The organism is Streptomyces sp. NPDC056479 (genome assembly GCF_042795335.1).
Taxonomy (GTDB): Bacteria; Actinomycetota; Actinomycetes; order Streptomycetales; family Streptomycetaceae; genus Streptomyces.
Genome location: NZ_JBHTRZ010000002.1, coordinates 408834 through 429205, shown reverse-complemented (window position 1 = coordinate 429205; position 20372 = coordinate 408834). Strand labels below are relative to the sequence as shown.

Below are 20372 nucleotides of genomic sequence, written 5' to 3'. Positions count from 1 at the left end.
CCTGCGGGGCCGACGAGAACACGGCATCGCTCGAATCGACCGGTGAGGACGAGATCCATGGACATGCTGTGGAGCGGCTGGGGCGACCCGGCCAAGGCGGCGCCGCTGCCCGAGACAGTGATCGGCCTGCTGCGCGATCTGCTCGGGGTCAAGCCGCTCACCACCGGGCCGGTCGCCCTGGAGGACATCGCCGTACCCGAGCCGGGACTCGAACCCGCCGTACACCAGGCCCTCTCCGCCGCGGTCGGTGGCGAGGCGCACGTCCGCACCGACGCGGAGAGCCGCATCCGGCACACACGCGGCAAGTCCACCCCCGATCTGCTGCGGATCCGTGAGGGCGAGGTCGACGACATCCCCGCGGCCGTGGTGCTCCCCGCCGGCCACGACGAAGTGCTCGCCGCGCTGCGGGTGTGCGCCGAACACGGCCTGGCCGTGGTGCCGTTCGGCGGTGGCACGTCCGTCGTCGGCGGCCTCGCCCCCGCCCGCCGCGGCCCCTTCGTCGCCCTGGACCTGCGCCGTATGAACCGGCTGCTCGCCCTCGACCCCGTCTCCCGCACCGCCACCCTGCAGCCGGGCCTGCGCGCGCCCGACGCCGAGGCACTGCTGGCCGAACAGGGCTTCACCCTCGGCCACTTCCCCCAGTCCTACGAGTGGGCCAGCATCGGCGGGTTCGCCGCCGCCCGCTCCAGCGGCCAGGCGTCCGCCGGCTACGGCCGCTTCGACGAGATGGTCCTGGGCCTGACCCTTGCCACCCCCGAGGGCACCCTCGACACGGGCCGCGCACCGCGCTCGGCGGCCGGCCCCGACCTGCGGCAGCTCGTGCTCGGCTCGGAGGGCGCGTTCGGCGTCATCACGTCCGTCACCGTGCGGATCCGGCCCGTCCCCGCGACCTGTGTGTACGAGGGCTGGCGCTTCGACTCCTTCGAGGCGGGCTCCGCCGCGCTGCGCCGACTCGCCCAGGACGGCCCGCGACCGACGGTGCTGCGCCTGTCCGACGAGACCGAGACGCTGATCGGCCTCGCCCAGCCCGACGCCATCGGCGCCGGACAGCGGTCCGCGGGATGCATGGCGATCACCGGTTACGAAGGCACCGACGAGGACACGTCGTATCGCAGGGAGCGGGCGGCGGCCGTCCTGCGGGAGTGCGGTGGAACCCCACTGGGCGAGGAGCCGGGCCGGCGCTGGGCGCACGGCCGCTACTCGGCGCCGTACCTCCGGGACTCCCTGCTGGACGCGGGGGCGTTCGTCGAGACGCTGGAGACGGCGGCCTTCTGGTCACGCGTGCCCGAGCTCTACGCCTCCGTGCGCGACGCGCTCACCGGCACGCTCACCGAGGCCGGCACTCCGCCGCTTGTCATGTGCCACATCTCCCACGTCTACGAGAACGGCGCCTCGCTGTACTTCACCGTCGTCTCGGCACAGGGCGACGACCCGCTCCCGCACTGGGAGAAGGCCAAGCACGCCGCCAACGAGGCGATCCTCGCGGCGGGCGGCACGATCAGCCACCATCACGGTGTGGGCACCGACCACCGGGACTGGTACGTCCGCGAGGCGGGCCCTCTGGGCATCGAGGCACTGCGTGCCGTCAAGCGCCGCCTGGACCCGGCCGGACTGCTCAACCCGGGCGTCCTGCTGCCCCTCGACTGACCGGCTCACGCACCTGCGAGTCCGGCTCCCGCACCACTCCCGCTCATCCACCACCCGCCCGCCTCCGGCAGCGCCCCCGTCGGCCTGAAAGGCACACCGATGCGACAGTTCACCGCCATCGTCAACCCCACGGCGGGCGGATCCGCCACAGCGGCCGCACTGCTGGACGTCGCCCGGCCGTTGCGGGAGGCCGGGGCCGACCTGGAGACCCAGTACAGCCGCAGCCTGGTCCACGCCCAGGAACTGGCACGGGACGCCGGAGAGCGGGGCCGGGTGGTGCTGGCCGTCGGCGGCGACGGGATGGCCGGCGGCATCGGCGGCGCCCTCAGCGGCACCGACGTCCTGCTCGGCCTCGTCCCGGCCGGGCGCGGCAACGACTTCGCCCGTGCGCTGAACCTGCCCACCGACCCGACGGCCCTCGCCGAGGTGCTGCTGCACCACGAGCCCCGCAAGGTCGACACCATCGAGGTCGAGTCCGCCGTCCACCAGCGCACGGTGGTACTCGGCAGCGTCTACGCCGGCGTCGACGCACTGGCCAACCGCCACGCCAACAACGCCACCCTGCTGCGCGGCGCGGCCTCCTACTACGCGGGCGGACTGCGCGCCGTCACCACCTGGCGCGCCGCGCGCTACCGGGTCACCGTCGACGGCCAGGAGCACCTGCACACCGGGTACACGGTCGTGGCCGCCAACTCCGGCTACTACGGCTCCGGTCGGCTCATCGCCCCAGAAGCCCGCGTGGACGACGGCCTGCTGGACGTGGTGATGATTCGCGAGGCACCGCGCCGCCTCTTCTTCGCCCTGATGAACGAGCTCAAGACCGGCGCCCACGTCCGGCGCCCCCAGGTACAGATCCTGCGCGGCAAGGAGATCCGTATCGCCGCCGACCGCGAGGTGCCCTACGGCGCCGACGGCGAGGTCGAGGCGACCCTCCCGGTCACCGTCAGAGTCCTGCCTGGAGCCCTGCGCGTACTGAGCTGAGGCCGGCTCACTCCTGCCGCGAGCACGCTCCGGTGTGGTGCCGCCTCATGAGCCTTCCACGGGGATCCGCGGACGGGCAGCCCTGAGCTGGTCGTGGGCGGTGCCGCGATCGGCCTCGTCCTGGATGAGCAGCGAGAGCAGCGCGGCCACCGGCAGTCCGGCCTCGGCGGGGTGCCGCAGCAGCTTGCCGGGCTGGATCCGGTAGGTGTTGGTGCGGCCCTCGCGGACATGGGACAGATAGCCGTCCCGCTCCAGGTCGGAAATGATCTTCTGCACCGCCCGTTCGGTGAGCCGGCAGTGCGCCGCGATCTGCCGGATACGAACGTCCGGATTGTCGGCGATCGTCGCCAGTACGCGGGCGTGGTTGGTCAGGAATGTCCATCCGGTGTGCGGCTCAGGCACTGCATCCATGACCCAAGACTACGACTGAGCGTTCACGTATACAAAAACACGCACTGCATTTCATGTATCTGTTGACGTGTTCGGTGGTTCGGGTCAGTCTTGTACGGAGACGGGGAGCATCTGTGGGAGAGAGGCGGTCATGCCGGAGCTCACGTCCTTCACGCAGCCCTCCGGGGGCGCCGACGACCGTGCGAACACCGCGGGAGCACCGGCGGCGAGGTCGCCGCGCGCGCTGACCACCGCGTTGCGCCCGGACGGCGACCGGGTCGGCGTGAAGGTGTGCGGAGAACTCGACCTCGACACCAGCGAGCGGTTCCGCAGCGCGTTGCGCGAGGCGCTGAGCCGCTCGGTCCGTGGCGTCGATCTGGATCTGGGGGGCGTCTCGTTCTGCGACTGCGCCGCCCTCAACATCCTGCTCGCCCTGCGCCAGCAAGCGTTGAAGCAGGACAAGACCGTGGCCATCCATGTGAGCAGTACGGCGGTCGATCGCCTGCTCGCCCTGACCGGTACACAGGCGCTGTTCGCCGACCCGGACGGGGAGAGTCCGGCGGCCGAGGACACCCGGATCACGGGGGACTTCGACGAGGAACTGCGGATCGAGGTCGCCCAGCTGCGCCGGGCCATGCGGACCCGGCCGACCATCGACCTGGCCCGGGGCGTCCTCATGGCCTCCTTCAACCTGAGTCCCGCGGACGCCTGGACGGTGCTGGTCACGGTCTCTCAGCACACCAACACCAAACTGCACACCCTGGCCGGGGATCTGGTCACGGCGGTGCAGGGCGAGGCGCTGCCGGAAGAGCTGCGCGAGCAACTGTCGACCGCGGTCGCCAAGGTCAACTCGGTGGACGGAGAGTCGCGGTTGCGTTGACCGGCGGCGCGACGGCAGGGTTCGGGGTGTGCCTACCTTGCTGATCGTCCATCACACACCCTCGCCCAACTGCCAGGCGATGCTGGAAGCCGTCGTCTCGGGCGCGACCGCGCCCGAGATCGAGGACGTCGAGGTCGTGCGGCGACCGGCACTGTCGGCCACGGCCTCGGACGTACTGGACGCCGACGGCTACCTCCTCGGCACCCCGGCCAACCTGGGCTACATCTCCGGTGCCCTCAAGCACTTCTTCGACCAGATCTACTACCCGTGCCTGGACGCGACCCGAGGCCGGCCCTTCAGTCACTTCGTGCACGGCGGCAGCGATGTGACCGGCGCCGTGCGAGCGATCGACTCGATCACGACCGGCCTCGCCTGGCGAAGCGCCGCGCAACCCGTGACGGTGACGGGCGAGCCCGGCAAGGCCGACATCGAGGCCTGCTGGGAACTGGGGGCGACGCTCGCCGCCGGTCTGATGGACTGAGCACGGGGCGATCGCCCACGTGAGCAGCGGCTCCGACCTGGATGCTCGGACGAGGTTTACGGAGCTCATAAGATATTTCTGTGAATTCGCGAGGCGGTTGAACACCCTGGGGTCGGCCTCCGTATAGGGGCAAGGGATTTTCATGCCCTGACCGACCACGAGGCGTAGGAGTACTTCCTTGGGACGCAGCACGCGAAGACGCCCAACGGGCGCACGGCGCGCGACTTTTGCAGCGGTCGCGCTGATGTTGGGCGGCGGCGGCCTCGTGGGGGCCAACGTCTATGCCTCGGCGACCGAAGACGGTGGAACGGACTCCGCTGAGACGTTGTCCTCCCCGGCCGGCACCATCGACTGCCCGGACGTCGGCACCAAGCTGACGGCCGTGCCGGACGACGCGAAGGAGGACGTCGCCAAGGAACTCGCTCTCCTGGACCAGCAGATCGCCGACGCCTACCAGCGTTTGACGGAGTCGGCGCAGGCGATCCAGCAGGACGCCGGCTTCGCCGACAACGCGATCATGAACCCGCTCAAGGAGAAGCGCGGCGCGACGATCGAGCGGATCGCCATCGCCGTGGACCGCACCGGCGATCGGCCGGAGGGCCTGGAGGCCCTCGCCGCCTGCACGCTGCGCCCCGCCGAGAGCGCCAGCGGCGACCAGGCGACCGGTGACGAAGGCGGGGACGGCGCCCAGGACAACGGCGGCGACAACCAGGACGACGCCGGCCAGGGCGACCAACAGCAGGGCGACGGCCAGCAGCAGGGCAACGGTGGACAGGCCGGCAACGGTCCCGCGGTCGCGGACTACGTGGACATCAAGTCCGTACAGCCGAACGTCCAGAACCCGGCGCTGACGTCCGACGCCTCCCGCGGCACCTTCGCCACCAGCTGCGGAGTCAACGAGAACGGCCTGTTCAACTCGGACAACGTCATCGTGGCCCCCGGCGTCTCCAACGGTGCCCACCACTTCCACGACTACATCGGCAACCAGTCCAACGACGCCTTCGCGAGCGACGAGGACCTGGCGAACGCCGAGACGAGCTGTGTGAACCAGGGCGACAAGTCCACCTACTACTGGCCCGTGATCCGTCTCCAGAACGGCAGCCAGGAACAGGACGCCAACTCGCCCGGCGGCGGTATCGAGGGCAACGCCGGTGAGATCGTCACTCCCAAGGAAGTGACGCTGAACTTCGTGGGCAGCCCCCGCAGCAAGGTCACCGAGATGCCGCGCCTGCTGCGCATCATCACCGGTGACGCCAAGGCGTTCATCAACGGCACCGCCAACGCCAACGCCTCCTGGAGCTGCACCGGGTTCGAGGACCGGCAGCTGAAGGACAAGTACCCGCTGTGCCCGCAGGGCAGCGACGTGGTGCGCACCTTCAAGTTCCAGAGCTGCTGGGACGGGACGAACATCGACAGCGCCAACCACCGCACCCACGTGGCGTTCGCCGCGGCGGACGGCAGCTGCGCGAACGGCTTCAAGGCCATTCCGCAGCTGGTGCAGCGGATCGTGTACGACGTCGACGCGCCGAGCCTCCAGGACGGCGGCAAGACGACCCCGCTGTTCGCGGTGGACTCCTTCCCGGAGCAGCTGCACAAGCCGGTCACCGACCACGGCGACTTCATCAACGTCTTCAGCGAGGACCTGATGGGCGAGATGGTCGACTGCATCAACGCGGGCCGCGAGTGCGGCGTCGGAGCCGACGAGGGCGACGACCCGGGCCAGGAGGAGCCCACGCAGCCGCCGACCGAGGATCCCACTACTCCGCCGGCCGACGAGGACCCTGAGCCGGGTGACGGAAACGGCAACGGAGGCGGCGAGCAGACGGACCCGCCGGCCAACGAGGACCCGGAGACCGAGGCCCCCGCGACCGAAGAGCCCGGCGACGAGGCGCCCGCGACCGACCCGGCCGACGACGACAAGCCCACCGTGTCGAGCACGGTGGCGCCCAAGTCGGACGGAACCCCGTCGGCCCCCGCGGACAACGATCAGGCACAGGGCGGCTCCGGCGACGACGCGACGCAGCCCGCCGGTGTCGGCGACGACGCCGAGGACAGTCTGGGGACCAAGCCGCAGGCGGTCAGCGGCGACCTGGCCGAGACGGGCACCACGCTGTGGCCGGCCGCGGCCGGTGCCGTCCTCCTCATGGGCGGCCTCCTGCTGCTGATGCGCACCAGGCGCGGCTCCCGACGAGGGTGACGACGCCGCGGAACGGTGCATGACGCGCCGACGTTCCACAGGGGCCCGGACCGGCCTACCCGGTCCGGGCCCCTCGCGTTGACTAGTCCACGATGGCGCCGCAGGAGATGTTGACGTCCGTCGCGGTCAGCGTGCGGGCCCGGTCGGAGGCGACGAAGGCGGCCACGTCGCCCACGTCCGCGAGCGTCGCGCCCCGCCCGAGCTGTGTCGAGGCGACCAAGCCGTCGACGATCGCGTCCCGGCCGGGGAACCCCTCCGGCAGGGTCTCCGGCACGCCGCCGGACTTCAGCGTCACGACGCGGATGCCGTGTGGGCCCAGCTCGATGGCCCACTGGCGGCGCAGCCCCTCCAGCGCGTCCAGCGCGATCTTGAAACCGCCGAGGCCGGGCAGGGTCTGCGGACCGCCGCCGCCGAAGGTGAGGATCACCCCCGCACGGCGGGCGATCATGTGCCGCGCCGCCGCCCGGGTCGTCAGGAACTGCGAGCGCATGGCGGTCACGATGGGCTGGAGGAAGTCCGCCTCCGAGATCTCCATCAGCGGTTTCTGGACATCTCCGTAACCGATGGCGTTGAACGAGGCATCGATCCGCCCCGTCCGGGCGACGACCCCGTCCACGAAGGCGTCCACGGCCGCCGCCTCCCGCGCATCGACCACGGACGTCTCCACCGTCCGGCCGTCGGCGCGCATCTCCTCGGCCAGCTTGTCCAGCGCTGCCGAGCTGCGCGCCGCGAGGAAGACCCGAGCCCCCTCGCGGGCGAATGCGCGCGCCGCCGCCCCGCCGATGGGGCCGCTCGCGCCATACACCACCGCGACCTTGTCCTTGAGCAACATGATCTCGATCTCCGTTCCGATCGGGCTGCCGACCGTCCGGCCACGCGGCGCGGCCCCAGCCCTCATCCGATACGTCGGCGCCGAGACCCGGGATTCGACACGCCCGCGCGGATCACGGCGTCGGGATACCCGCAGGCCGCGCCGGACGGCCGAGGCGCACCGGTACGCCGGGGGAGTACAGGACGCTGACGGGCGCGGCGCTCGGGGCGGGCAGTCCCGCCGCGGTGATCAGGTTCTCCTCGCAGGTCAGCAGCTCGGCCCGGTACAGCGGCCACCGAGGGTGGTGGTTGGGCAGGTACGCCAGCGGCGTGGGCTGGCCGAAGAAGGCGTTGTGCATTCCCCAGCGGGCGGTGAGGAAGTGCTCCAGCTCGGTGGGCTCCTCGATGCGTTCGCCGGTGCGTACGGTGATCCGGCTCGACGCGCCGCGCGGGCCGGGCCAGCGGCGGGAACTCGTGTAGGTGACGGTGTCGCCGTCCGCGCGGACGGTCATCCGGGACCACAGATACGGCAGCCGGAAGCCGACCCGCCCCATCACGACCGGGATCAGCCGTGACGCGTCCATCGACCGGAAGACGACGCCACGCCGCCCGTGCTCGTCCACCGAGTACAGACGCACATTGGTCTCCGGAAACGTCCCGAGATACGGCACGCCGGGCAGCCGCAGCCAGCCGACCCGGTGCATCCGGAACGCGACCAGCCCGACGTAGGTGACGCCGTCGTGCGTGTCCGGCACCGTCCCCCTGGGCAGCAGCCCGGCCACGACCTCCGGTTCGACGGCCCAGTGGATGAAGGCGAGGTCGAGCCACTCCTGGGTGAGGAGCGGGATGGGTATGCGGCGGGGCGCGTCCGGGGTGACAGGAGTGGGTTGCAGCACGAGGACAGGATGACAGAGCCCGCATCCGTCCCGCTGCGGGAGAGCCCCGAGCCCGCCGTCAGCGGTAGCGCGCGGCGATGGCGGCGAGGTACCCGCGCAGCATGAGCCTGGCCTCGTCGAGGATCCCCGGATCGCCCTCGGGGTCCCGGCGGAACGCCTCCTGGGAGAGGGCGTCGGCGGCGAGGACCGCGGCGTGACAGGCACGGGCGAGTGCCTCGTCGTCCCGGACGAGACCGAGGGCGAGCAGGACGCGCCGGATGCCGTCCGCCATCCGGCGCTTGTGCTCCCGGTCCGCCGCGCGGGTCTGCTTGGTGAGGCTGCTGCCGAACCACAGGGCCCTGAATCCGTGCTCGGTGCGGTAGATCGCGGCGTGGGCATCGATGAGTACGCCCACGGGGTCGTCCCACTGCTCGGCCGCCGCGGCGCGGACCAGGTCGTCCATCGTGTCCTCGAGCCGGGCGAAGTAGCCGGCCGCGAGGGCGTCGATGACGGCGTCCCGGTCGGGCAGGTACTGGTACAGCGAGCCGACCGAGACCTTGGCCTCCGCCGCGATCCGGGTCGTCGTCAGCGCCTGGACGCCCTCGCGGACCAGGACGCGTTCCGCGGCCTGAAGGACCCGGGCCAGGCGCGCCTTGCTGCGTGCCTGCTGCGGAGTACGGCGCAGGGGGACCTGCCAGGTGCCGCCGGGCTCCGGCGTGGGGTCGCCCATGGATACGGCCTCCGAACATGAACGTGACATTGTTTCAGGTTTAGGCTAGCGTCGCGCACATGACAGGCTCAAGCTCGGCGCTGGGTCAGGAGCGTGCCGCAGTGGCCGAGGCGTGCCGTCGACTGGGGGCCGAGGGGCTGCTCATCGGTACGGCGGGGAACGTCAGCGTGCGGGTGGAGGACCGTGTCGCGATCACGGCCACCGGCGCGGTACTGGCCGAGCTCTCGCCGGACCAGGTGACCGTGGTCGATCTCGACAGCAAGGTCGTGGCGGGGACGTACCGGCCCACCTCCGAACTGGACCTGCATCTCGGCGTCTACCACCGCTACGGCGCGGGCGCGGTCGTCCACACCCACGCGCCGATGGCCACCGCGCTGTCCTGCGTTCTCGATGAACTGCCCTGCATCCACTACCAGTTGCTGGCTCTGGGCGGCTCGGTGCGCGTGGCGCCGTATGCCACTTTCGGCACACCCGAGCTCGCCGAGTCCGTCCTGACGGCGCTGGAAGGCCGTGGCGCCGCACTGATGGCCAGCCATGGCGCACTCACCCACGCCCCGACACTGAGCAAGGCCGTCGAACACGCGCTGCTGCTGGAGTGGGCGTGTGGTGTGTACCAGCACGCGGCGGCCCTCGGCACGCCCCGGGTTCTCGACGAACACCAGCAACTCGCCGTCATCGAGGCCGCGCTCACCCGGAACTACGGCACCACCCACCCCGTACCACCCGTGCAGGAGGGAAACCGATGAAGGTCGTCACGCTGGGCGTGCACGTGCTGGACGTACTGGTGCGGCCGGTGGAGGCCATACCCGAGGGCCAGGGCGCGACCTTGGTCGAGGACATCAGGATGACCGCCGCCGGGACGGCCGGCGGCACCGCGCTCACCCTCGCCAAGCTCGGAGCCTCGGTGCACAGCGCCGGGGCCATCGGGTCCGACCCCACCGGGGACATGCTGGTCCAGCTGCTGGGCGCGGCCGGCATCGACACCACCCACCTCGTCCGCCGCACGGACACCCCGACCTCCGCGAGCGTCCTGCCCATCCGCCCCAACGGCGACCGCCCCTCGCTCCACCTCCTCGGCGCCAACATCACCTACGGCCCCGACGACGTGCCCTGGGACGCGATCGCCGACGCGGACCACCTCCACCTCGGCGGCCCCGAGCTGATCGGCGTCGACACCGCCACGCGGATCCTGTCGTACGCCAAGGAGCACGGCGCGGCCACCTCGGTGGACCTGCTCGCCCCCGGTGTGCTGGGCAGCTTCGAACAGATCGAATCGGCGCTGCCGTACATCGACCACATGCTGCCCAACGAGGACCAGGTCCTCGGATTCACCGGCGAGCCGGACCTGGTCGCGGGCGCGCACAAGCTGCTCGCCGCCGGGACGGGCCTGGTGGCGGTCACGCGGGGCGGTGACGGCGCCCTGCTGGTGACCCCGGACGGCACCGAGAAGGTCCCCGCCTTCGCGATCGACGTCGTCGACACGACCGGTTGCGGCGACGCCTTCTCGGCCGGCTTCGTACGTGGCATCGGGCTGGGCCGCAGCCCGTACGACTCCGCCGTCCTCGGCTGCGCCGCGGCCGCACTGGTGGCGCAGGGGCTCGGAAGTGATCACGGGGACTTCGACCTCGCGGGCGCGGACGCGTTCGCGGCGACGAACAAGCCGCGCGCCTGATTGCGCCCCCTTCAGTCGTCCCGGTGGCTGACGATGTTGAGGACGTTGCCGTCGGGCGCGCGGACGAGGAAGCGGCGCAGACCCCACGGTTCATCGGTGAGCGGGTGCACGATCTCGTACCCGCGCCGCAGCGCCTCGGCGTACGCCGGGTCGACCCCCGCGCCGACGCGGACCGAGACGGCGGCCGGCTCCGGCGCGGAGGCGTCGCGCGTCACGAGCTGGATCTGCGCCCGCCCGTCAGGTGACTGATAGCGGGCGACCCAGCCCAGGTTCATGGCCTCGTCGCGCAGGCCGAGGTAGCCCATGTAGAACTCGCGTGCGGCCGCGATGTCCGGGACGTAGAGGTTGGCGGTGATGCCGGTGGGTTCCATCGTGACTCCCTTCCGAGCCTGCCTGCCGCTTCCCGACGTTACTGCGTTCCCCCGCCCGCCGAGCGGACCGCCGCGAAGGCCGACGTGGGTCAGTTGAGGGCGTCCTCCATGTCCGTCTGCCAGTAGGTGACGCTCAGCGCGCTGTCGTAGTGGACGCCCTTGGCCGGCAGGGAGGGCGTGGCCGCCGGGCCGCCGTCGCTGTTCGGGGTGCGGCCCTGGAAGCCGACCGCAAGCCTGTGGCCGGTGTTTCCGCCCGTGCCGCTGCCGTCGGCCGCGCTGAGCAGGACGCCCGCGTAACCGGAGGCGCCCGGCTCCAGCATCGTCACGGCCTGCGGCTGGGTGTCCTCGATCGCCTGCGGCACCCACTGCATCTCGTCGAAGCGGAGCACCGGGTAGTACATCAGCGCGCACCGCTTCGAGCCGGTGTTGGTCACGGTGAGCAGCATGTGGTTGAGCGGGCGGGAGACCGGCTGGGCCGTGGTCCTGGTGTTGGACCCGTTGCACATGGTCAGATCCGTTTGGGCGTCGTCGTCCTTCGCACCCTTGCCGGCGCTGCCGCCGGTGTTGCTCTGCGCCGACTTGCCCGGCGCGGCGTTCTGGTCCGACGACTGCGTTGACCCGGTGCCCTGCCCCGATCCGGTGCCCTGTCCGGTCTGCTGCGACGCCTGGTCCTGGGCCGGCTTCGACGCGCTCGTGCTCGGCGACCCGGACTGCGCGGCGCCCTCGTCACGGGTGCCGGAACCGCTGTCGCAGGCGGTGAGGGCGAGGGCGGTGAGGGCGGCGCCGGAGGCGGCGAGCAGGCGGGTGTGGCGGAACGTACGCATGGCTGAATCCTTGTCCGTGCAAAGGAGATGAGTGCATCCGCTCGACCCGTCGAGGGAGCGGCGTGCTTGGATGACCAGAGCTTGATCCGGTTCCCGTCCCAGCCGCCACGCCTTGCGGGCGATCAGGGACGCTGGAACGGCTGGACTGGGTCTGACCTGGAGAAACGCCCGTCCCCTGGAACGGGGGAACGGGACACGGGGGAGGGAGGAACGGTGTCGGAAGGCACTGCGGCGGCCGCGGGGAGCACCGATTTCGCGGCGTTTCTGCGGCAGTTGAAGGACCGCTCGGGGCTCAGCTACGGAGTCCTCGGCAAACGACTGCACATGAGTACGTCGACGCTGCACCGGTACTGCAACGGGGATGCCGTCCCCACCGACTACGCGCCCGTCGAGCGACTGGCCCGGCTGTGCAAGGCCTCGCCGGACGAGCTGATGGAGCTGCATCGGCGGTGGGTGCTGGCGGATGCGTTGCGGGGGAGGAAGGGGGCGGGGGAGGGCACCACCGTCGTGCCGGACGCCCCGGAGGCCGAGTCCGTTCCTGCCGATGCCGCGGAGCCCGTGCCCGCTCCCGCCGACAGCCCGGGTTCCCTACCGCCGACCCCCGCCGTACATCCGCGCCGCCTCCGCAGTCGTACCGCCGTCCTGGCGGGTGTCGGTGCGGCGGTCGTGCTCGGCGCCGTCGCGTTGGCCGTCGGCCTGCCGTCGGACGGGAAGCAGGGGGACGACGGCCGGGGCAGCCCCATCGGTGCCGCCGCCCCGAAGGACGCTTCCGCTCAGCCGACGAAGGACGAGCCGAAGGCCTCGGCGTCCCCCACGAAGGGCGGGACGAACTCCCCGTCCCCCTCCCCGTCACCGACTCCGAAGAAGAGCGAGGGCGGTGCCGGGACCGGAGCAGGCAGCGCCGACAAGCCGGACGCCAAGCCTCCGCTCACCGTCAACACCCGTCCCTACGGCTGGGAACACCCGTGCTCCCAGCACTATCTGATCGACCGGCCGGCGACGGGGGTCGGCCCGCCCCCGGTGGAGCAGGACGCGCCGGGCTGGGTCGGGGCGTACAAGGCCGTGTCGGCCGGGGAACAGTTGGTGACGCTGACCGTTCAGGGCACGGGGCACGAGACGGTGGTCGTCGACAGCCTGAAGGTCCGGGTGGTCGGCAAGGACACGCCCCTGGCGTGGAACGACTATGTGATGGGCGTTGGGTGTGGGGGAAGTGTGCCGACCCGGCCCTTCACCGTGGCGCTCGACGGGGCACGGCCGACCGTCGTTGCCGGAGCCGGGCAGCGGACCTTCCCGTTCAAGGTGAGCGAGTCGGATCCGGAGGTCTTCAAGATCACGGCCGACGCGTCGGCGTACGACGTGACCTGGTATCTGGAGCTCGCCTGGTCCAGCGGTGACCGGCAGGGCACGCTGGTCGTCGACGACGACGGCAAGCCGTTCCGCACGAGTGGCAACAACGGGCGTCCGGCGTACGAGTTCCCACTCGGCGGCCAGAAGTGGCTGAAGTCGATCGGCGGATGACGTTGGGCCCCCGGCGGGCGGTCCGTGCCGACCTTGCCGTCTCCCCGCCCCTCAGACGGACCGCCCCTCGCCCGCCGTCGTCATGTCCTGGCTCCCGACGACGGCGAGCAGTTCCAGACGGGCCGCGCCCTCCGTGCCCGGCGGCGCGGTGAACCACAGCAGCCGCTGATGGCCGTCCTCGCTCAACAGGCTGTGGCAGTCCACCTCGATGACGCCGAGCGTGGGGTGGACGATCCGCTTGTGGTCCGCCCGGCGCACGGCCACGTCACGGGTGTCCCACAGCGCCGCGAACTCCTCACTGGAGTGCCGCAGCCGGGCCACCAGCCGGGCGACGTCGGCGTCCCGGCCGCGCCGGGCGGTCACCGCCCGCAGGTCGGAGACGAACACGACGGAATGGTGGGGGTGGTCCTCGGGCGGATAGATGGAGCGCGAGGCGGGATCGGTGAACCAGCGGTAGAGGAACCCTGTCGTGGCACCGCCCGCCGCGGGGCCGCCGCCCACCGCGTGCGCGCCGAGCAGGGCGACGGCCAACGGGTTCTGCGCCAAGGTCTCGTGCAGCGCGGTGATGACCATGGCGGGTGTCGTCGTGAGCCGGTCGAGGAGGCTGAGCAGGCCGGGCTCGACGTGGGCGGCGGGACCGTGCGCGGCCGGGGGTACGCGGCGGTCCGCGAGGTGGAAGAGATGGTCGCGTTCGTCCCTGGTCAGCCGCAGCGCACGGGCCAGGGCGGCCAGCGTCTGGTCGGAGGGCTGGGCGCCACGGCCGCGCTCCAGCTCCGTGTAGTAGTCCGCGGACAACCCGGCCAGCTGCGCCACCTCCTCACGGCGGAGACCGGGCACACGGCGCCGGGGCCCGGCCGGCAGGCCGACATCGCGGGGCCGGACGCGGGCGCGCCGGGACTTGAGGAACGCGGCGAGTTCGGGAAGGTCCACAGGCCCATCCTGCCTCCGACCGCCCCGCTCACCCAGGGGACGGCAACCCCAGGGTGAGCGCAGCCCTGGTCGGGGGCGTGGCATCGGACGAGGGTTGAGCCCGCAAGCGCCGTATCCCGAACCCGAGCCGAAGGAGCACATCCGTGCCGTTCGCGAACTTCAAGGTCCCCGCCGGGACCCTGACCACCGAGCAGATGACCCAGATCGTCACCACCGCCACGGAGCTGTACGTCGACATCTACGGCGAGCGCGCCCGGGCCACCACCCTGGTGCTCGTCGAGGAGGTCCCCGACGGCGGCTGGGGCATCGGCGGTGACGTCCTGACCCTCGCCAAGCTTCAGCAGGCGCCGGGCAGTTGACCGGCCGGGGAGGCGTCACCCCTGAGACGCCGCACCCGGTGGCTCACGCGGTCGCGAGCGAGACCTCGGTGGCCTTGAACAGGACGGTGACGGCGGAACCCGCGGCCAGGGCGAGATCGGCCACCGCGTCCTTGGTGATCGCGGCGGTCACTTCGCCGCCGTCGACCGAGACCCGCACCGAGGCCATGGCGGCGCCCGTCGCGACCTCGCGCACGGTGCCGGGCAGCCGGTTGCGGATGGACAGGCCCTCCACGGGGCCGGTGGCCAGCGAGACCTCGGTGGCCTTGATCAGGGCGCGCACGGCGGAACCCTCCGCGAGGCCCAGGTCGTTGACCCCGTCGAGCGTGATGGCGGCGGTGACGTCCTGGCCGCCGTCGAGGTGGACCCTGACCGTCGCCATGGCCTCTCCCGGGGTGACGGAGGTGACGGTGCCGGGGATCTGGTTGCGGATGCTCAGGCTCATGGTCGTACGCCTCGCAGATGGTGAGTTTTGCCCCCATCAGGGGTGCTGTGGGACCCACCGTAATCGGGCGGAGTCCTGCCCCGCGGGAACTCAGGCGGGGTACGCGTGTGTCTGGGCCGCCTTGACCGTCGCCCAGACCGTGGCTCCGGGGCGCAGGTCGAGCTCGGCCGCGGCGATGGTCGTGAGGTCGGCGGCCAGGGGCAGTTCGCCGGTGAGGTCGGCGCGGATCTGGTCGCCGTGGGTCTCCAGGCCGGCCACCTCGCAGCGCCACAGGTTGCGGGCGCTGGAGCCGGTGGGGCGATCGCGGTGCAGGGTGACCGCGCCGGGCGGGAACGCGACGAAGACCGGGCCGGTGAGGACCTCGGTGGTCGTGATCGCGGGGCCGCCGTCGATGCGCACCGTGTGCCCCTGCGCCTCGCCCCGGTAGAGGTTCAGGCCGACCAGGTGCGCGATGTAGTCGGTGCGCGGATGGCGGGCGATGTCGGCCGGTGTGCCCTCCTGGACGACGTGGCCGTCCTCGACGACGACCAGCCGGTCGGCCAGCACCATGGCGTCCAGCGGGTCATGGGTGACGAGCACGGCGACCGCCTCGAAGTCGGCCAGATGGTGGCGGAGCTGGGCGCGCACATCGAGGCGGGTGCGGGCGTCGAGGGCGGCGAGCGGTTCGTCGAGGAGCAGCAGGCGCGGGTGGGTGGCCAGGGCGCGGGCGAGGGCCACGCGCTGGGCCTGGCCGCCGGAGAGCTTGCGCGGCTTGCTTGCGGAGTGGTCGGCGAGCCCCATGCGCTCCAGCCATACGGCGGCCTGGGCGCGGGCCTCCGCCTTGGTGGCGCCGTGACAGCGAGGCCCGAAGGCCACGTTGTCCAGCGCGCTGAGGTGGGGGAAGAGCAGGTAGTCCTGGAAGACGACGCCGACGGGGCGGGTCTCTGGGCGCGTACGATCCAACTCCGCGCCGTCCAGTCGGAGATGACCGCCGGACAGGGGAACGAGACCGGCGAGTGCCCGCAGCGCGGTCGTCTTGCCCGCGCCGTTCGGGCCGAGCAGCGCCACGACGTCGCCGGGCGCCGCGTGCAGTGTCACGTCGAGGCGGAAGGAGCCGCGCTCCACCACCAGGCGGGCGTCGAGCCCCGTACCCGTCGGGGCGGGGGCATCGGTGGTGATCTTCTCGAGGTCGGTCATGAGGCGGTCATCCATCGGTCACGCAACCCGGCCAGCACCGCGACCGACACGGCGAGCAGCACGAGGCTGAGGGCGATCGCCGCTTCCGGGTCGTTCTGGAGGGCGAGGTAGACGGCGAGCGGCATGGTCTGGGTACGGCCCGGGAAGTTGCCGGCGAAGGTGATCGTCGCGCCGAACTCGCCGAGCGCCCGCGCCCAGGCGAGCACGGCGCCGGCGGCGATGCCAGGGGCGATGAGCGGCAGGGTGACCCGGCGGAACGCCGTGAAGCGCGAGGCGCCCAGGGTCGTGGCGGCCTCCTCGTAGCGCGGGTCGGCGGCCCGCAGGGTGCCCTCCACGCTGATGACCAGGAACGGCATCGCGACGAACGCCTCAGCCACCACCACACCCGCCGTCGTGAACGGCAGCGTGACCCCGAACCAGTCGTCCAGCCAGCGCCCCACCACGCCGTTGCGGCCCAGCGCCATCAGCAGCGCCACGCCGCCGACGACCGGCGGCAGGACGAGCGGCAGGGTGACCAGGGCCCGGACGATCCCCCGCCCGGGGAACTCGACCCGGGCCAGCAGCCAGGCCAGCGGCACGCCGATCACCAGGCTCACCGCGGTCGCCGCCGTCGCGGAGACCAGGGACAGCTGGAGCGCCTGCCACACCTCGGAACTGGTCAGCAGGTCGGGCATGCTGCGCCAGGGGGCACGGATCAGCAGGGCGACGAGCGGGAGAACCAGGAAGGCCAGGCCGATCAGTGCGGGCAGGAGCAGCGGCAACGGGGCACCCCCGCGCCCTCGAAGAGCTCTGCGGGAGTCCCCGCGGACGCGGCGGCGCCGCGGGCCACCCGTCAGGGTGTCCGCGGCGCCGGCCTTGTCCATGGCGGAGTTCACGGCTTCAGGAACCCGGACTCGGTCAGGACCTTCTGGCCCTCGGGCGACTGCACCAGCGCGATGAACGCCTTGGCCGCGTCGGTGTTCTGCGACTCCTTGAGCAGGGTGATCGGGTAGTCGTTGATGGCGTCGGCCGACTCGGGGAACTCCACGCCCTCCACCTTGTCACCCGCCGCCTTCACATCGGTCTTGTAGACGACCGCCGCGTCGGCCTCCTTCAACACCACCTTGATGAGGGCGGATTTGACATCCTCCTCGTAGGAGACCGGCGTGAGCTTCAGCTTGCTCGCGTCGAGGGCCTTCTGGGCGGCGGCACCGCACGGCACCGTCTTGTCGCACAGCACCACCTTGAGGCCGGACTTGGTGAGGTCCTTGAGCGAAGCGATCTTGTCCGGGTTGCCCGGCAGGGTCGCGATCTCCAGCTGGTTGCGAACGAAGGTCGCGGGCGTGCCCGTAGCGTCCCCGGCATCCGTGACGATCTTCATTGTCTTGGGGCTGGCCGAGGCGAACACGTCGGCGGGCGCGCCGCCCGTGATGCTCGCGGCGAGGGCGTCGCTGCCGCCGAAGCTGAAGGTCACCTTCGTGCCCGGGTGCTCCTTCTCGAACTTCTTGCCGAGCTTCGTGAAGCTCTCCTTGAGCGAGGCCGCCCCGAAGACGATCACCTCGCCGGACAGCTTGTCCGCGGCGGAGGCCGACGCGGAGGAGTCCGAGTTCGTGGCGGAGTCCGACTCGGAGGACGAGCAGGCGCTCAGGGCCAGCAGGGCGGCGGCGCCTGCGCCGGTCACCTTCAGCATCCGGCGGCTCCTGCGCACGGAACGGGTCATCACGGGTCCACTCCCTCTGGTCCTGAACGGACGCACTCTGGTCCGGTACGGACCCTGCTACGGTCTTGCGACCTTGTTCACGGTCCGTCGACGCCCGCGGTCTCGCGGCGTCCACGGCCCTTCGATGTCCTGCGGTCTTTCGACGACCACGTTGGTCGACTTGATCACGGCGGTGGCCGGAACGCCGGGCTCCAACCCGAGCTCCTCAGCCGACTCGCGGCTGACCATCGCCACCACCCGGAACGGCCCGGCCTGGATCTCCACCTGGGCCGACACATCCCCGAGGGTCACCTCGGTGACGATGCCGGAGAGCCGGTTGCGGGCCGAGGAGCCGGTGGACTCCCGTTCGGCCCGGTGCAGCCGCCGGGCGTAGGACGCCAGGGCCGGGCCGGGGATGATGCGGTGGCCCAGCCCGTCGCGTTCGGCGGTGAGTTTCCCGCCGTCCACGAGTCGCCTCACGGTGTCGGCGCTGACTCCGAGTAATGCGGCAGCGTCACCGATCCGGTAGGTGTGCATGCGTCGATGATAATGCCGCAAGTGCGAGGCGAAAGTCTCCTGTCGCATCGCATGAGCCGGATCCTTCATCCACTGGCCTGGCATGTGCGTTTGTACGGGAGTGGTGTTCGGGTACGGTCATCCGGGAGGTGGTAGCCCGTGAGTCAGTCCCTCGCAGCTGCCCGTACGACCGCCGGAGCGGCGGCGGAACTCATCCTCGCCGGAGACCTGGACCGCCCGGCCCGGCTGACGGTGGCCGACCTTCTCGGCTGGGCTCAGCACCGCGCCGAGGTCGCCTTCGAGTGCGCGACCAGCGGCATCCAACGCCACCGCTTCACCGGCCCGCTCCTGCACGACGTCCTCATGGACGCCGGCCCCGCCTTCGACCCCGCCCGCCGCAAGGACCGCCTGCGTTTCCTGATCGCCGTGCGCGGCGCCGACGGCCACCGCGCCCTGCTCTCCTGGGCGGAGATCGACCCGGACTTCGGCCGTGCCCCGGTCCTGCTGGCGGTCACCCTCGACGGCACACCCCTCGACCGCGCCGGCCCTCAGCTCGTCCTGCCCCAGGACCGGTGCGGCGCCCGGTACATCAGCGGTATCGAGGCGATTCAGGTGGACGGCGGGTACAGCGCCTGGAGCTGACCGACCGCGAGCGCCAATTCGCCGACCGCCTCCTGGCCGATGCTGTACCTGGGCACACCGAGGCGCTAGGGGGCCGCGCATGCTGCTGCGCCAGCTGGAGTACCTCGTCGCGCTCGCCCGGGAGCGGCACTTCGCCCGCGCGGCCGCCGCCTGTTACGTCTCCCAGCCGTCGCTGTCCGCCGCGATACGGCGGCTCGAACGCGAACTCGACGTGCCGATCGTGCGGCGGGGGCGCCGGTACGAGGGGCTCACCCCGGAGGGCGAGTTGGTCCTGGCGTGGGCGCACCGCATCCTCGCCGAGCAGGACGCGCTGCGACAGGAGCTGTCGGCGCTGCGCGGAGGTCTGACCGGCACCCTGCGGCTGGGTGTCGTACCCACGGCGCTGCCGGTCGCCTCCCTCCCGACCACCCCTTTCTGCGAGCGCCATCCGCGCGCCGCGGTGGCCCTGGAGTCGCTGTCCTCGGCGCAGATCACGCACGGCCTGGCGGAGTTCGAACTGGGGCGAAGATCGTCGATCGCGACGCGGTCGACCGCGCCCTGCGCAGCGGCCGGTTGGCGGGCTACGCGGGCGACGTCTGGTACCCGCAGCCCGCCCCCGCCGACCACCCCTGGCGCACCATGCCGCACCACGGCATGACCCCGCACATCTCGGGCTCCTCCCTCTCCGCGCAGGCCCGCTACGCCGCAGGCACCCGCGAGATCCTGGAGTCCTGGTTCGCGGGCCGCCCGATCCGTGACGAGTACCTGATCGTGGACGGGGGTGCTCTCGCCGGAACCGGCGCCCTTTCCTACTCGGTCAGCCGGTGACCGTGGGGACCACCGCCCGCCGCGCTCACACGCGGTCGATGTGCACGTTCGTCGACTTCACCCGGGCGGTGGCCTCCATCCCCACTTCCAGTCCCAACTCCTCCACGGCCTCCCGGGTCAGCAGCGACACCAGCCGGTGCGGCCCGGCCTGGATCTCCACCTGCGCCGCCACGTCACCCAGCTTGATCGCGGTGACGATGCCGGGAAAGGCGTTGCGCACCGAGGTGTAGGAGGCGTCCTCCTCGCCGCTGCCGCCCTTGGCCAGCTCGACCGAGAAGGCGGCCAGGTCCTTCCCGTCGATGAGCCGCCTGCCGCCCTCGTCCCGGTGGGTCGCCACCCGCCCCGCGTCCGCCCACCGCCGCGCGGTGTCCGGGCTCACGCCGAGCAGCCGTGCGGCCTGGCCGATCGTGTATGCCTGCATGCAG

General features: G+C 71.8%; 23 protein-coding genes and 2 pseudogenes. 12 read left to right on the top strand and 13 right to left on the bottom strand.

Features of this window, described 5'->3' with window-relative positions; all coding sequences use genetic code 11:
• Positions 1 to 57 precede the first annotated feature (57 nt).
• Positions 58 to 1647, top strand: coding sequence for an FAD-binding oxidoreductase (locus ACFQ6S_RS08265; protein WP_383405036.1), 1590 nt, complete (start codon positions 58 to 60; stop codon positions 1645 to 1647).
• Between the two features lie 99 nt (positions 1648 to 1746).
• Positions 1747 to 2628: a YegS/Rv2252/BmrU family lipid kinase gene (locus ACFQ6S_RS08260; protein ID WP_383405034.1), complete on the top strand. Its 882-nt coding sequence runs from the start codon at positions 1747 to 1749 to the stop codon at positions 2626 to 2628.
• A gap of 45 nt (positions 2629 to 2673) precedes the next feature.
• Here the strand turns inward: ACFQ6S_RS08260 and ACFQ6S_RS08255 are convergent, their stop codons facing one another.
• The gene (locus ACFQ6S_RS08255; protein ID WP_383405032.1) at positions 2674 to 3039 is read right to left on the bottom strand and encodes a helix-turn-helix transcriptional regulator; all 366 of its coding nucleotides are present in this window, start codon (positions 3037 to 3039) and stop codon (positions 2674 to 2676) included.
• Between the two features lie 130 nt (positions 3040 to 3169).
• Here ACFQ6S_RS08255 and ACFQ6S_RS08250 point away from each other — a divergent pair, with 130 nt between their 5' ends.
• From ACFQ6S_RS08250 to ACFQ6S_RS08240, 3 genes are all read left to right on the top strand, one after another.
• Positions 3170 to 3898, top strand: a complete 729-nt coding sequence (locus tag ACFQ6S_RS08250) for an ANTAR domain-containing protein (RefSeq protein WP_383405030.1) — start codon at positions 3170 to 3172, stop codon at positions 3896 to 3898.
• 28 nt (positions 3899 to 3926) lie between these two features.
• A complete protein-coding gene (locus ACFQ6S_RS08245; protein WP_383405028.1) occupies positions 3927 to 4379 on the top strand; it encodes a flavodoxin family protein in 453 nt (150 codons plus the stop codon).
• Positions 4380 to 4623: 244 nt separating this feature from the next.
• The gene (locus tag ACFQ6S_RS08240; RefSeq protein WP_383405026.1) at positions 4624 to 6576 is read left to right on the top strand and encodes a DUF1996 domain-containing protein; all 1953 of its coding nucleotides are present in this window, start codon (positions 4624 to 4626) and stop codon (positions 6574 to 6576) included.
• Positions 6577 to 6658: 82 nt separating this feature from the next.
• Here ACFQ6S_RS08240 and ACFQ6S_RS08235 read toward each other — a convergent pair whose 3' ends face one another.
• The 3 genes from ACFQ6S_RS08235 to ACFQ6S_RS08225 form a co-directional block, all read right to left on the bottom strand.
• Positions 6659 to 7408 carry an SDR family NAD(P)-dependent oxidoreductase gene (locus ACFQ6S_RS08235; protein ID WP_383405024.1) on the bottom strand — a complete coding sequence of 250 codons (750 nt, stop codon included), beginning with the start codon at positions 7406 to 7408 and terminating at the stop codon, positions 6659 to 6661.
• Positions 7409 to 7520: 112 nt separating this feature from the next.
• Positions 7521 to 8282 (bottom strand): YqjF family protein, encoded by a 762-nt coding sequence (locus tag ACFQ6S_RS08230; RefSeq protein WP_383405022.1) that lies wholly within the window; start codon positions 8280 to 8282, stop codon positions 7521 to 7523.
• A gap of 58 nt (positions 8283 to 8340) precedes the next feature.
• On the bottom strand, positions 8341 to 8991 hold the full coding sequence (locus tag ACFQ6S_RS08225; protein ID WP_383405020.1) for a TetR family transcriptional regulator: 651 nt from the start codon (positions 8989 to 8991) through the stop codon (positions 8341 to 8343).
• A 59-nt stretch (positions 8992 to 9050) separates the two neighbouring features.
• On the opposite strand from ACFQ6S_RS08225, the gene ACFQ6S_RS08220 reads away from it, so the two are divergent.
• Both ACFQ6S_RS08220 and ACFQ6S_RS08215 read left to right on the top strand, forming a co-directional pair.
• Entirely contained in the window at positions 9051 to 9737 is a 687-nt protein-coding gene (locus ACFQ6S_RS08220) for a class II aldolase/adducin family protein (protein WP_383405018.1), read from the top strand.
• Positions 9734 to 10663, top strand: a complete 930-nt coding sequence (locus ACFQ6S_RS08215) for a carbohydrate kinase family protein (protein WP_383405016.1) — start codon at positions 9734 to 9736, stop codon at positions 10661 to 10663. The genes ACFQ6S_RS08220 and ACFQ6S_RS08215 overlap by 4 nt, the downstream gene beginning before the upstream one ends.
• A gap of 11 nt (positions 10664 to 10674) precedes the next feature.
• Here the strand turns inward: ACFQ6S_RS08215 and ACFQ6S_RS08210 are convergent, their stop codons facing one another.
• Together ACFQ6S_RS08210 and ACFQ6S_RS08205 are read right to left on the bottom strand one after the other, a co-directional pair.
• Positions 10675 to 11034, bottom strand: a complete 360-nt coding sequence (locus ACFQ6S_RS08210) for a VOC family protein (protein WP_383405015.1) — start codon at positions 11032 to 11034, stop codon at positions 10675 to 10677.
• Between the two features lie 89 nt (positions 11035 to 11123).
• Positions 11124 to 11858 carry a DUF4232 domain-containing protein gene (locus ACFQ6S_RS08205; protein WP_383405013.1) on the bottom strand — a complete coding sequence of 245 codons (735 nt, stop codon included), beginning with the start codon at positions 11856 to 11858 and terminating at the stop codon, positions 11124 to 11126.
• A 213-nt stretch (positions 11859 to 12071) separates the two neighbouring features.
• On the opposite strand from ACFQ6S_RS08205, the gene ACFQ6S_RS08200 reads away from it, so the two are divergent.
• Positions 12072 to 13376, top strand: a complete 1305-nt coding sequence (locus ACFQ6S_RS08200; protein ID WP_383405011.1) for a helix-turn-helix domain-containing protein — start codon at positions 12072 to 12074, stop codon at positions 13374 to 13376.
• Positions 13377 to 13427: 51 nt separating this feature from the next.
• On the opposite strand, the gene ACFQ6S_RS08195 is transcribed toward ACFQ6S_RS08200, so the two are convergent.
• Positions 13428 to 14306, bottom strand: coding sequence for a helix-turn-helix domain-containing protein (locus tag ACFQ6S_RS08195; RefSeq protein WP_383405009.1), 879 nt, complete (start codon positions 14304 to 14306; stop codon positions 13428 to 13430).
• Between the two features lie 143 nt (positions 14307 to 14449).
• On the opposite strand from ACFQ6S_RS08195, the gene ACFQ6S_RS08190 reads away from it, so the two are divergent.
• The gene (locus tag ACFQ6S_RS08190) at positions 14450 to 14665 is read left to right on the top strand and encodes a tautomerase family protein (protein WP_383405007.1); all 216 of its coding nucleotides are present in this window, start codon (positions 14450 to 14452) and stop codon (positions 14663 to 14665) included.
• A 43-nt stretch (positions 14666 to 14708) separates the two neighbouring features.
• Here the strand turns inward: ACFQ6S_RS08190 and ACFQ6S_RS08185 are convergent, their stop codons facing one another.
• From ACFQ6S_RS08185 to ACFQ6S_RS08165, 5 genes are all read right to left on the bottom strand, one after another.
• Positions 14709 to 15128 (bottom strand): molybdopterin-binding protein, encoded by a 420-nt coding sequence (locus ACFQ6S_RS08185; protein WP_383405006.1) that lies wholly within the window; start codon positions 15126 to 15128, stop codon positions 14709 to 14711.
• Between the two features lie 90 nt (positions 15129 to 15218).
• Positions 15219 to 16304, bottom strand: coding sequence for an ABC transporter ATP-binding protein (locus ACFQ6S_RS08180; protein WP_383405004.1), 1086 nt, complete (start codon positions 16302 to 16304; stop codon positions 15219 to 15221).
• A complete protein-coding gene (locus ACFQ6S_RS08175; protein WP_383406493.1) occupies positions 16301 to 17167 on the bottom strand; it encodes an ABC transporter permease in 867 nt (288 codons plus the stop codon). Before ACFQ6S_RS08175 ends, ACFQ6S_RS08180 begins: the two co-directional genes overlap by 4 nt.
• 8 nt (positions 17168 to 17175) lie before the next feature.
• Complete coding sequence (modA, locus tag ACFQ6S_RS08170; RefSeq protein WP_383405002.1) at positions 17176 to 18003, bottom strand: molybdate ABC transporter substrate-binding protein; 828 nt, start codon at positions 18001 to 18003, stop codon at positions 17176 to 17178.
• Positions 18004 to 18060: 57 nt separating this feature from the next.
• Entirely contained in the window at positions 18061 to 18519 is a 459-nt protein-coding gene (locus ACFQ6S_RS08165) for a molybdopterin-binding protein (protein WP_383405000.1), read from the bottom strand.
• Positions 18520 to 18657: 138 nt separating this feature from the next.
• Here ACFQ6S_RS08165 and ACFQ6S_RS08160 point away from each other — a divergent pair, with 138 nt between their 5' ends.
• From ACFQ6S_RS08160 to ACFQ6S_RS08150, 3 genes and pseudogenes are all read left to right on the top strand, one after another.
• A complete protein-coding gene (locus ACFQ6S_RS08160; protein ID WP_383404998.1) occupies positions 18658 to 19140 on the top strand; it encodes a molybdopterin-dependent oxidoreductase in 483 nt (160 codons plus the stop codon).
• 79 nt (positions 19141 to 19219) lie between these two features.
• Positions 19220 to 19393: pseudogene (locus ACFQ6S_RS08155) on the top strand (LysR family transcriptional regulator); the annotation flags it as partial.
• Between the two features lie 248 nt (positions 19394 to 19641).
• Positions 19642 to 19947, top strand: a pseudogene (locus tag ACFQ6S_RS08150) (NAD(P)-dependent oxidoreductase); the annotation flags it as partial.
• Positions 19948 to 19972: 25 nt separating this feature from the next.
• Here the strand turns inward: ACFQ6S_RS08150 and ACFQ6S_RS08145 are convergent.
• On the bottom strand, positions 19973 to 20368 hold the full coding sequence (locus ACFQ6S_RS08145; RefSeq protein ID WP_383404996.1) for a molybdopterin-binding protein: 396 nt from the start codon (positions 20366 to 20368) through the stop codon (positions 19973 to 19975).
• Between the last annotated feature and the right edge of the window lie 4 nt (positions 20369 to 20372).

Coding starts and splice junctions, on each gene's coding strand:
- ACFQ6S_RS08265 (WP_383405036.1), top strand. CDS start 58: ATGGACATGCTGTGGAGCGGCTGGGGCGACCCGGCCAAGGCGGCGCCG.
- ACFQ6S_RS08260 (WP_383405034.1), top strand. CDS start 1,747: ATGCGACAGTTCACCGCCATCGTCAACCCCACGGCGGGCGGATCCGCC.
- ACFQ6S_RS08255 (WP_383405032.1), bottom strand. CDS start 3,039: ATGGATGCAGTGCCTGAGCCGCACACCGGATGGACATTCCTGACCAAC.
- ACFQ6S_RS08250 (WP_383405030.1), top strand. CDS start 3,170: ATGCCGGAGCTCACGTCCTTCACGCAGCCCTCCGGGGGCGCCGACGAC.
- ACFQ6S_RS08240 (WP_383405026.1), top strand. CDS start 4,624: ATGTTGGGCGGCGGCGGCCTCGTGGGGGCCAACGTCTATGCCTCGGCG.
- ACFQ6S_RS08235 (WP_383405024.1), bottom strand. CDS start 7,408: ATGTTGCTCAAGGACAAGGTCGCGGTGGTGTATGGCGCGAGCGGCCCC.
- ACFQ6S_RS08225 (WP_383405020.1), bottom strand. CDS start 8,991: ATGGGCGACCCCACGCCGGAGCCCGGCGGCACCTGGCAGGTCCCCCTG.
- ACFQ6S_RS08220 (WP_383405018.1), top strand. CDS start 9,051: ATGACAGGCTCAAGCTCGGCGCTGGGTCAGGAGCGTGCCGCAGTGGCC.
- ACFQ6S_RS08215 (WP_383405016.1), top strand. CDS start 9,734: ATGAAGGTCGTCACGCTGGGCGTGCACGTGCTGGACGTACTGGTGCGG.
- ACFQ6S_RS08210 (WP_383405015.1), bottom strand. CDS start 11,034: ATGGAACCCACCGGCATCACCGCCAACCTCTACGTCCCGGACATCGCG.
- ACFQ6S_RS08205 (WP_383405013.1), bottom strand. CDS start 11,858: ATGCGTACGTTCCGCCACACCCGCCTGCTCGCCGCCTCCGGCGCCGCC.
- ACFQ6S_RS08185 (WP_383405006.1), bottom strand. CDS start 15,128: ATGAGCCTGAGCATCCGCAACCAGATCCCCGGCACCGTCACCTCCGTC.
- ACFQ6S_RS08180 (WP_383405004.1), bottom strand. CDS start 16,304: ATGACCGACCTCGAGAAGATCACCACCGATGCCCCCGCCCCGACGGGT.
- ACFQ6S_RS08175 (WP_383406493.1), bottom strand. CDS start 17,167: ATGGACAAGGCCGGCGCCGCGGACACCCTGACGGGTGGCCCGCGGCGC.
- modA (WP_383405002.1), bottom strand. CDS start 18,003: ATGACCCGTTCCGTGCGCAGGAGCCGCCGGATGCTGAAGGTGACCGGC.
- ACFQ6S_RS08165 (WP_383405000.1), bottom strand. CDS start 18,519: ATGCACACCTACCGGATCGGTGACGCTGCCGCATTACTCGGAGTCAGC.
- ACFQ6S_RS08145 (WP_383404996.1), bottom strand. CDS start 20,368: ATGCAGGCATACACGATCGGCCAGGCCGCACGGCTGCTCGGCGTGAGC.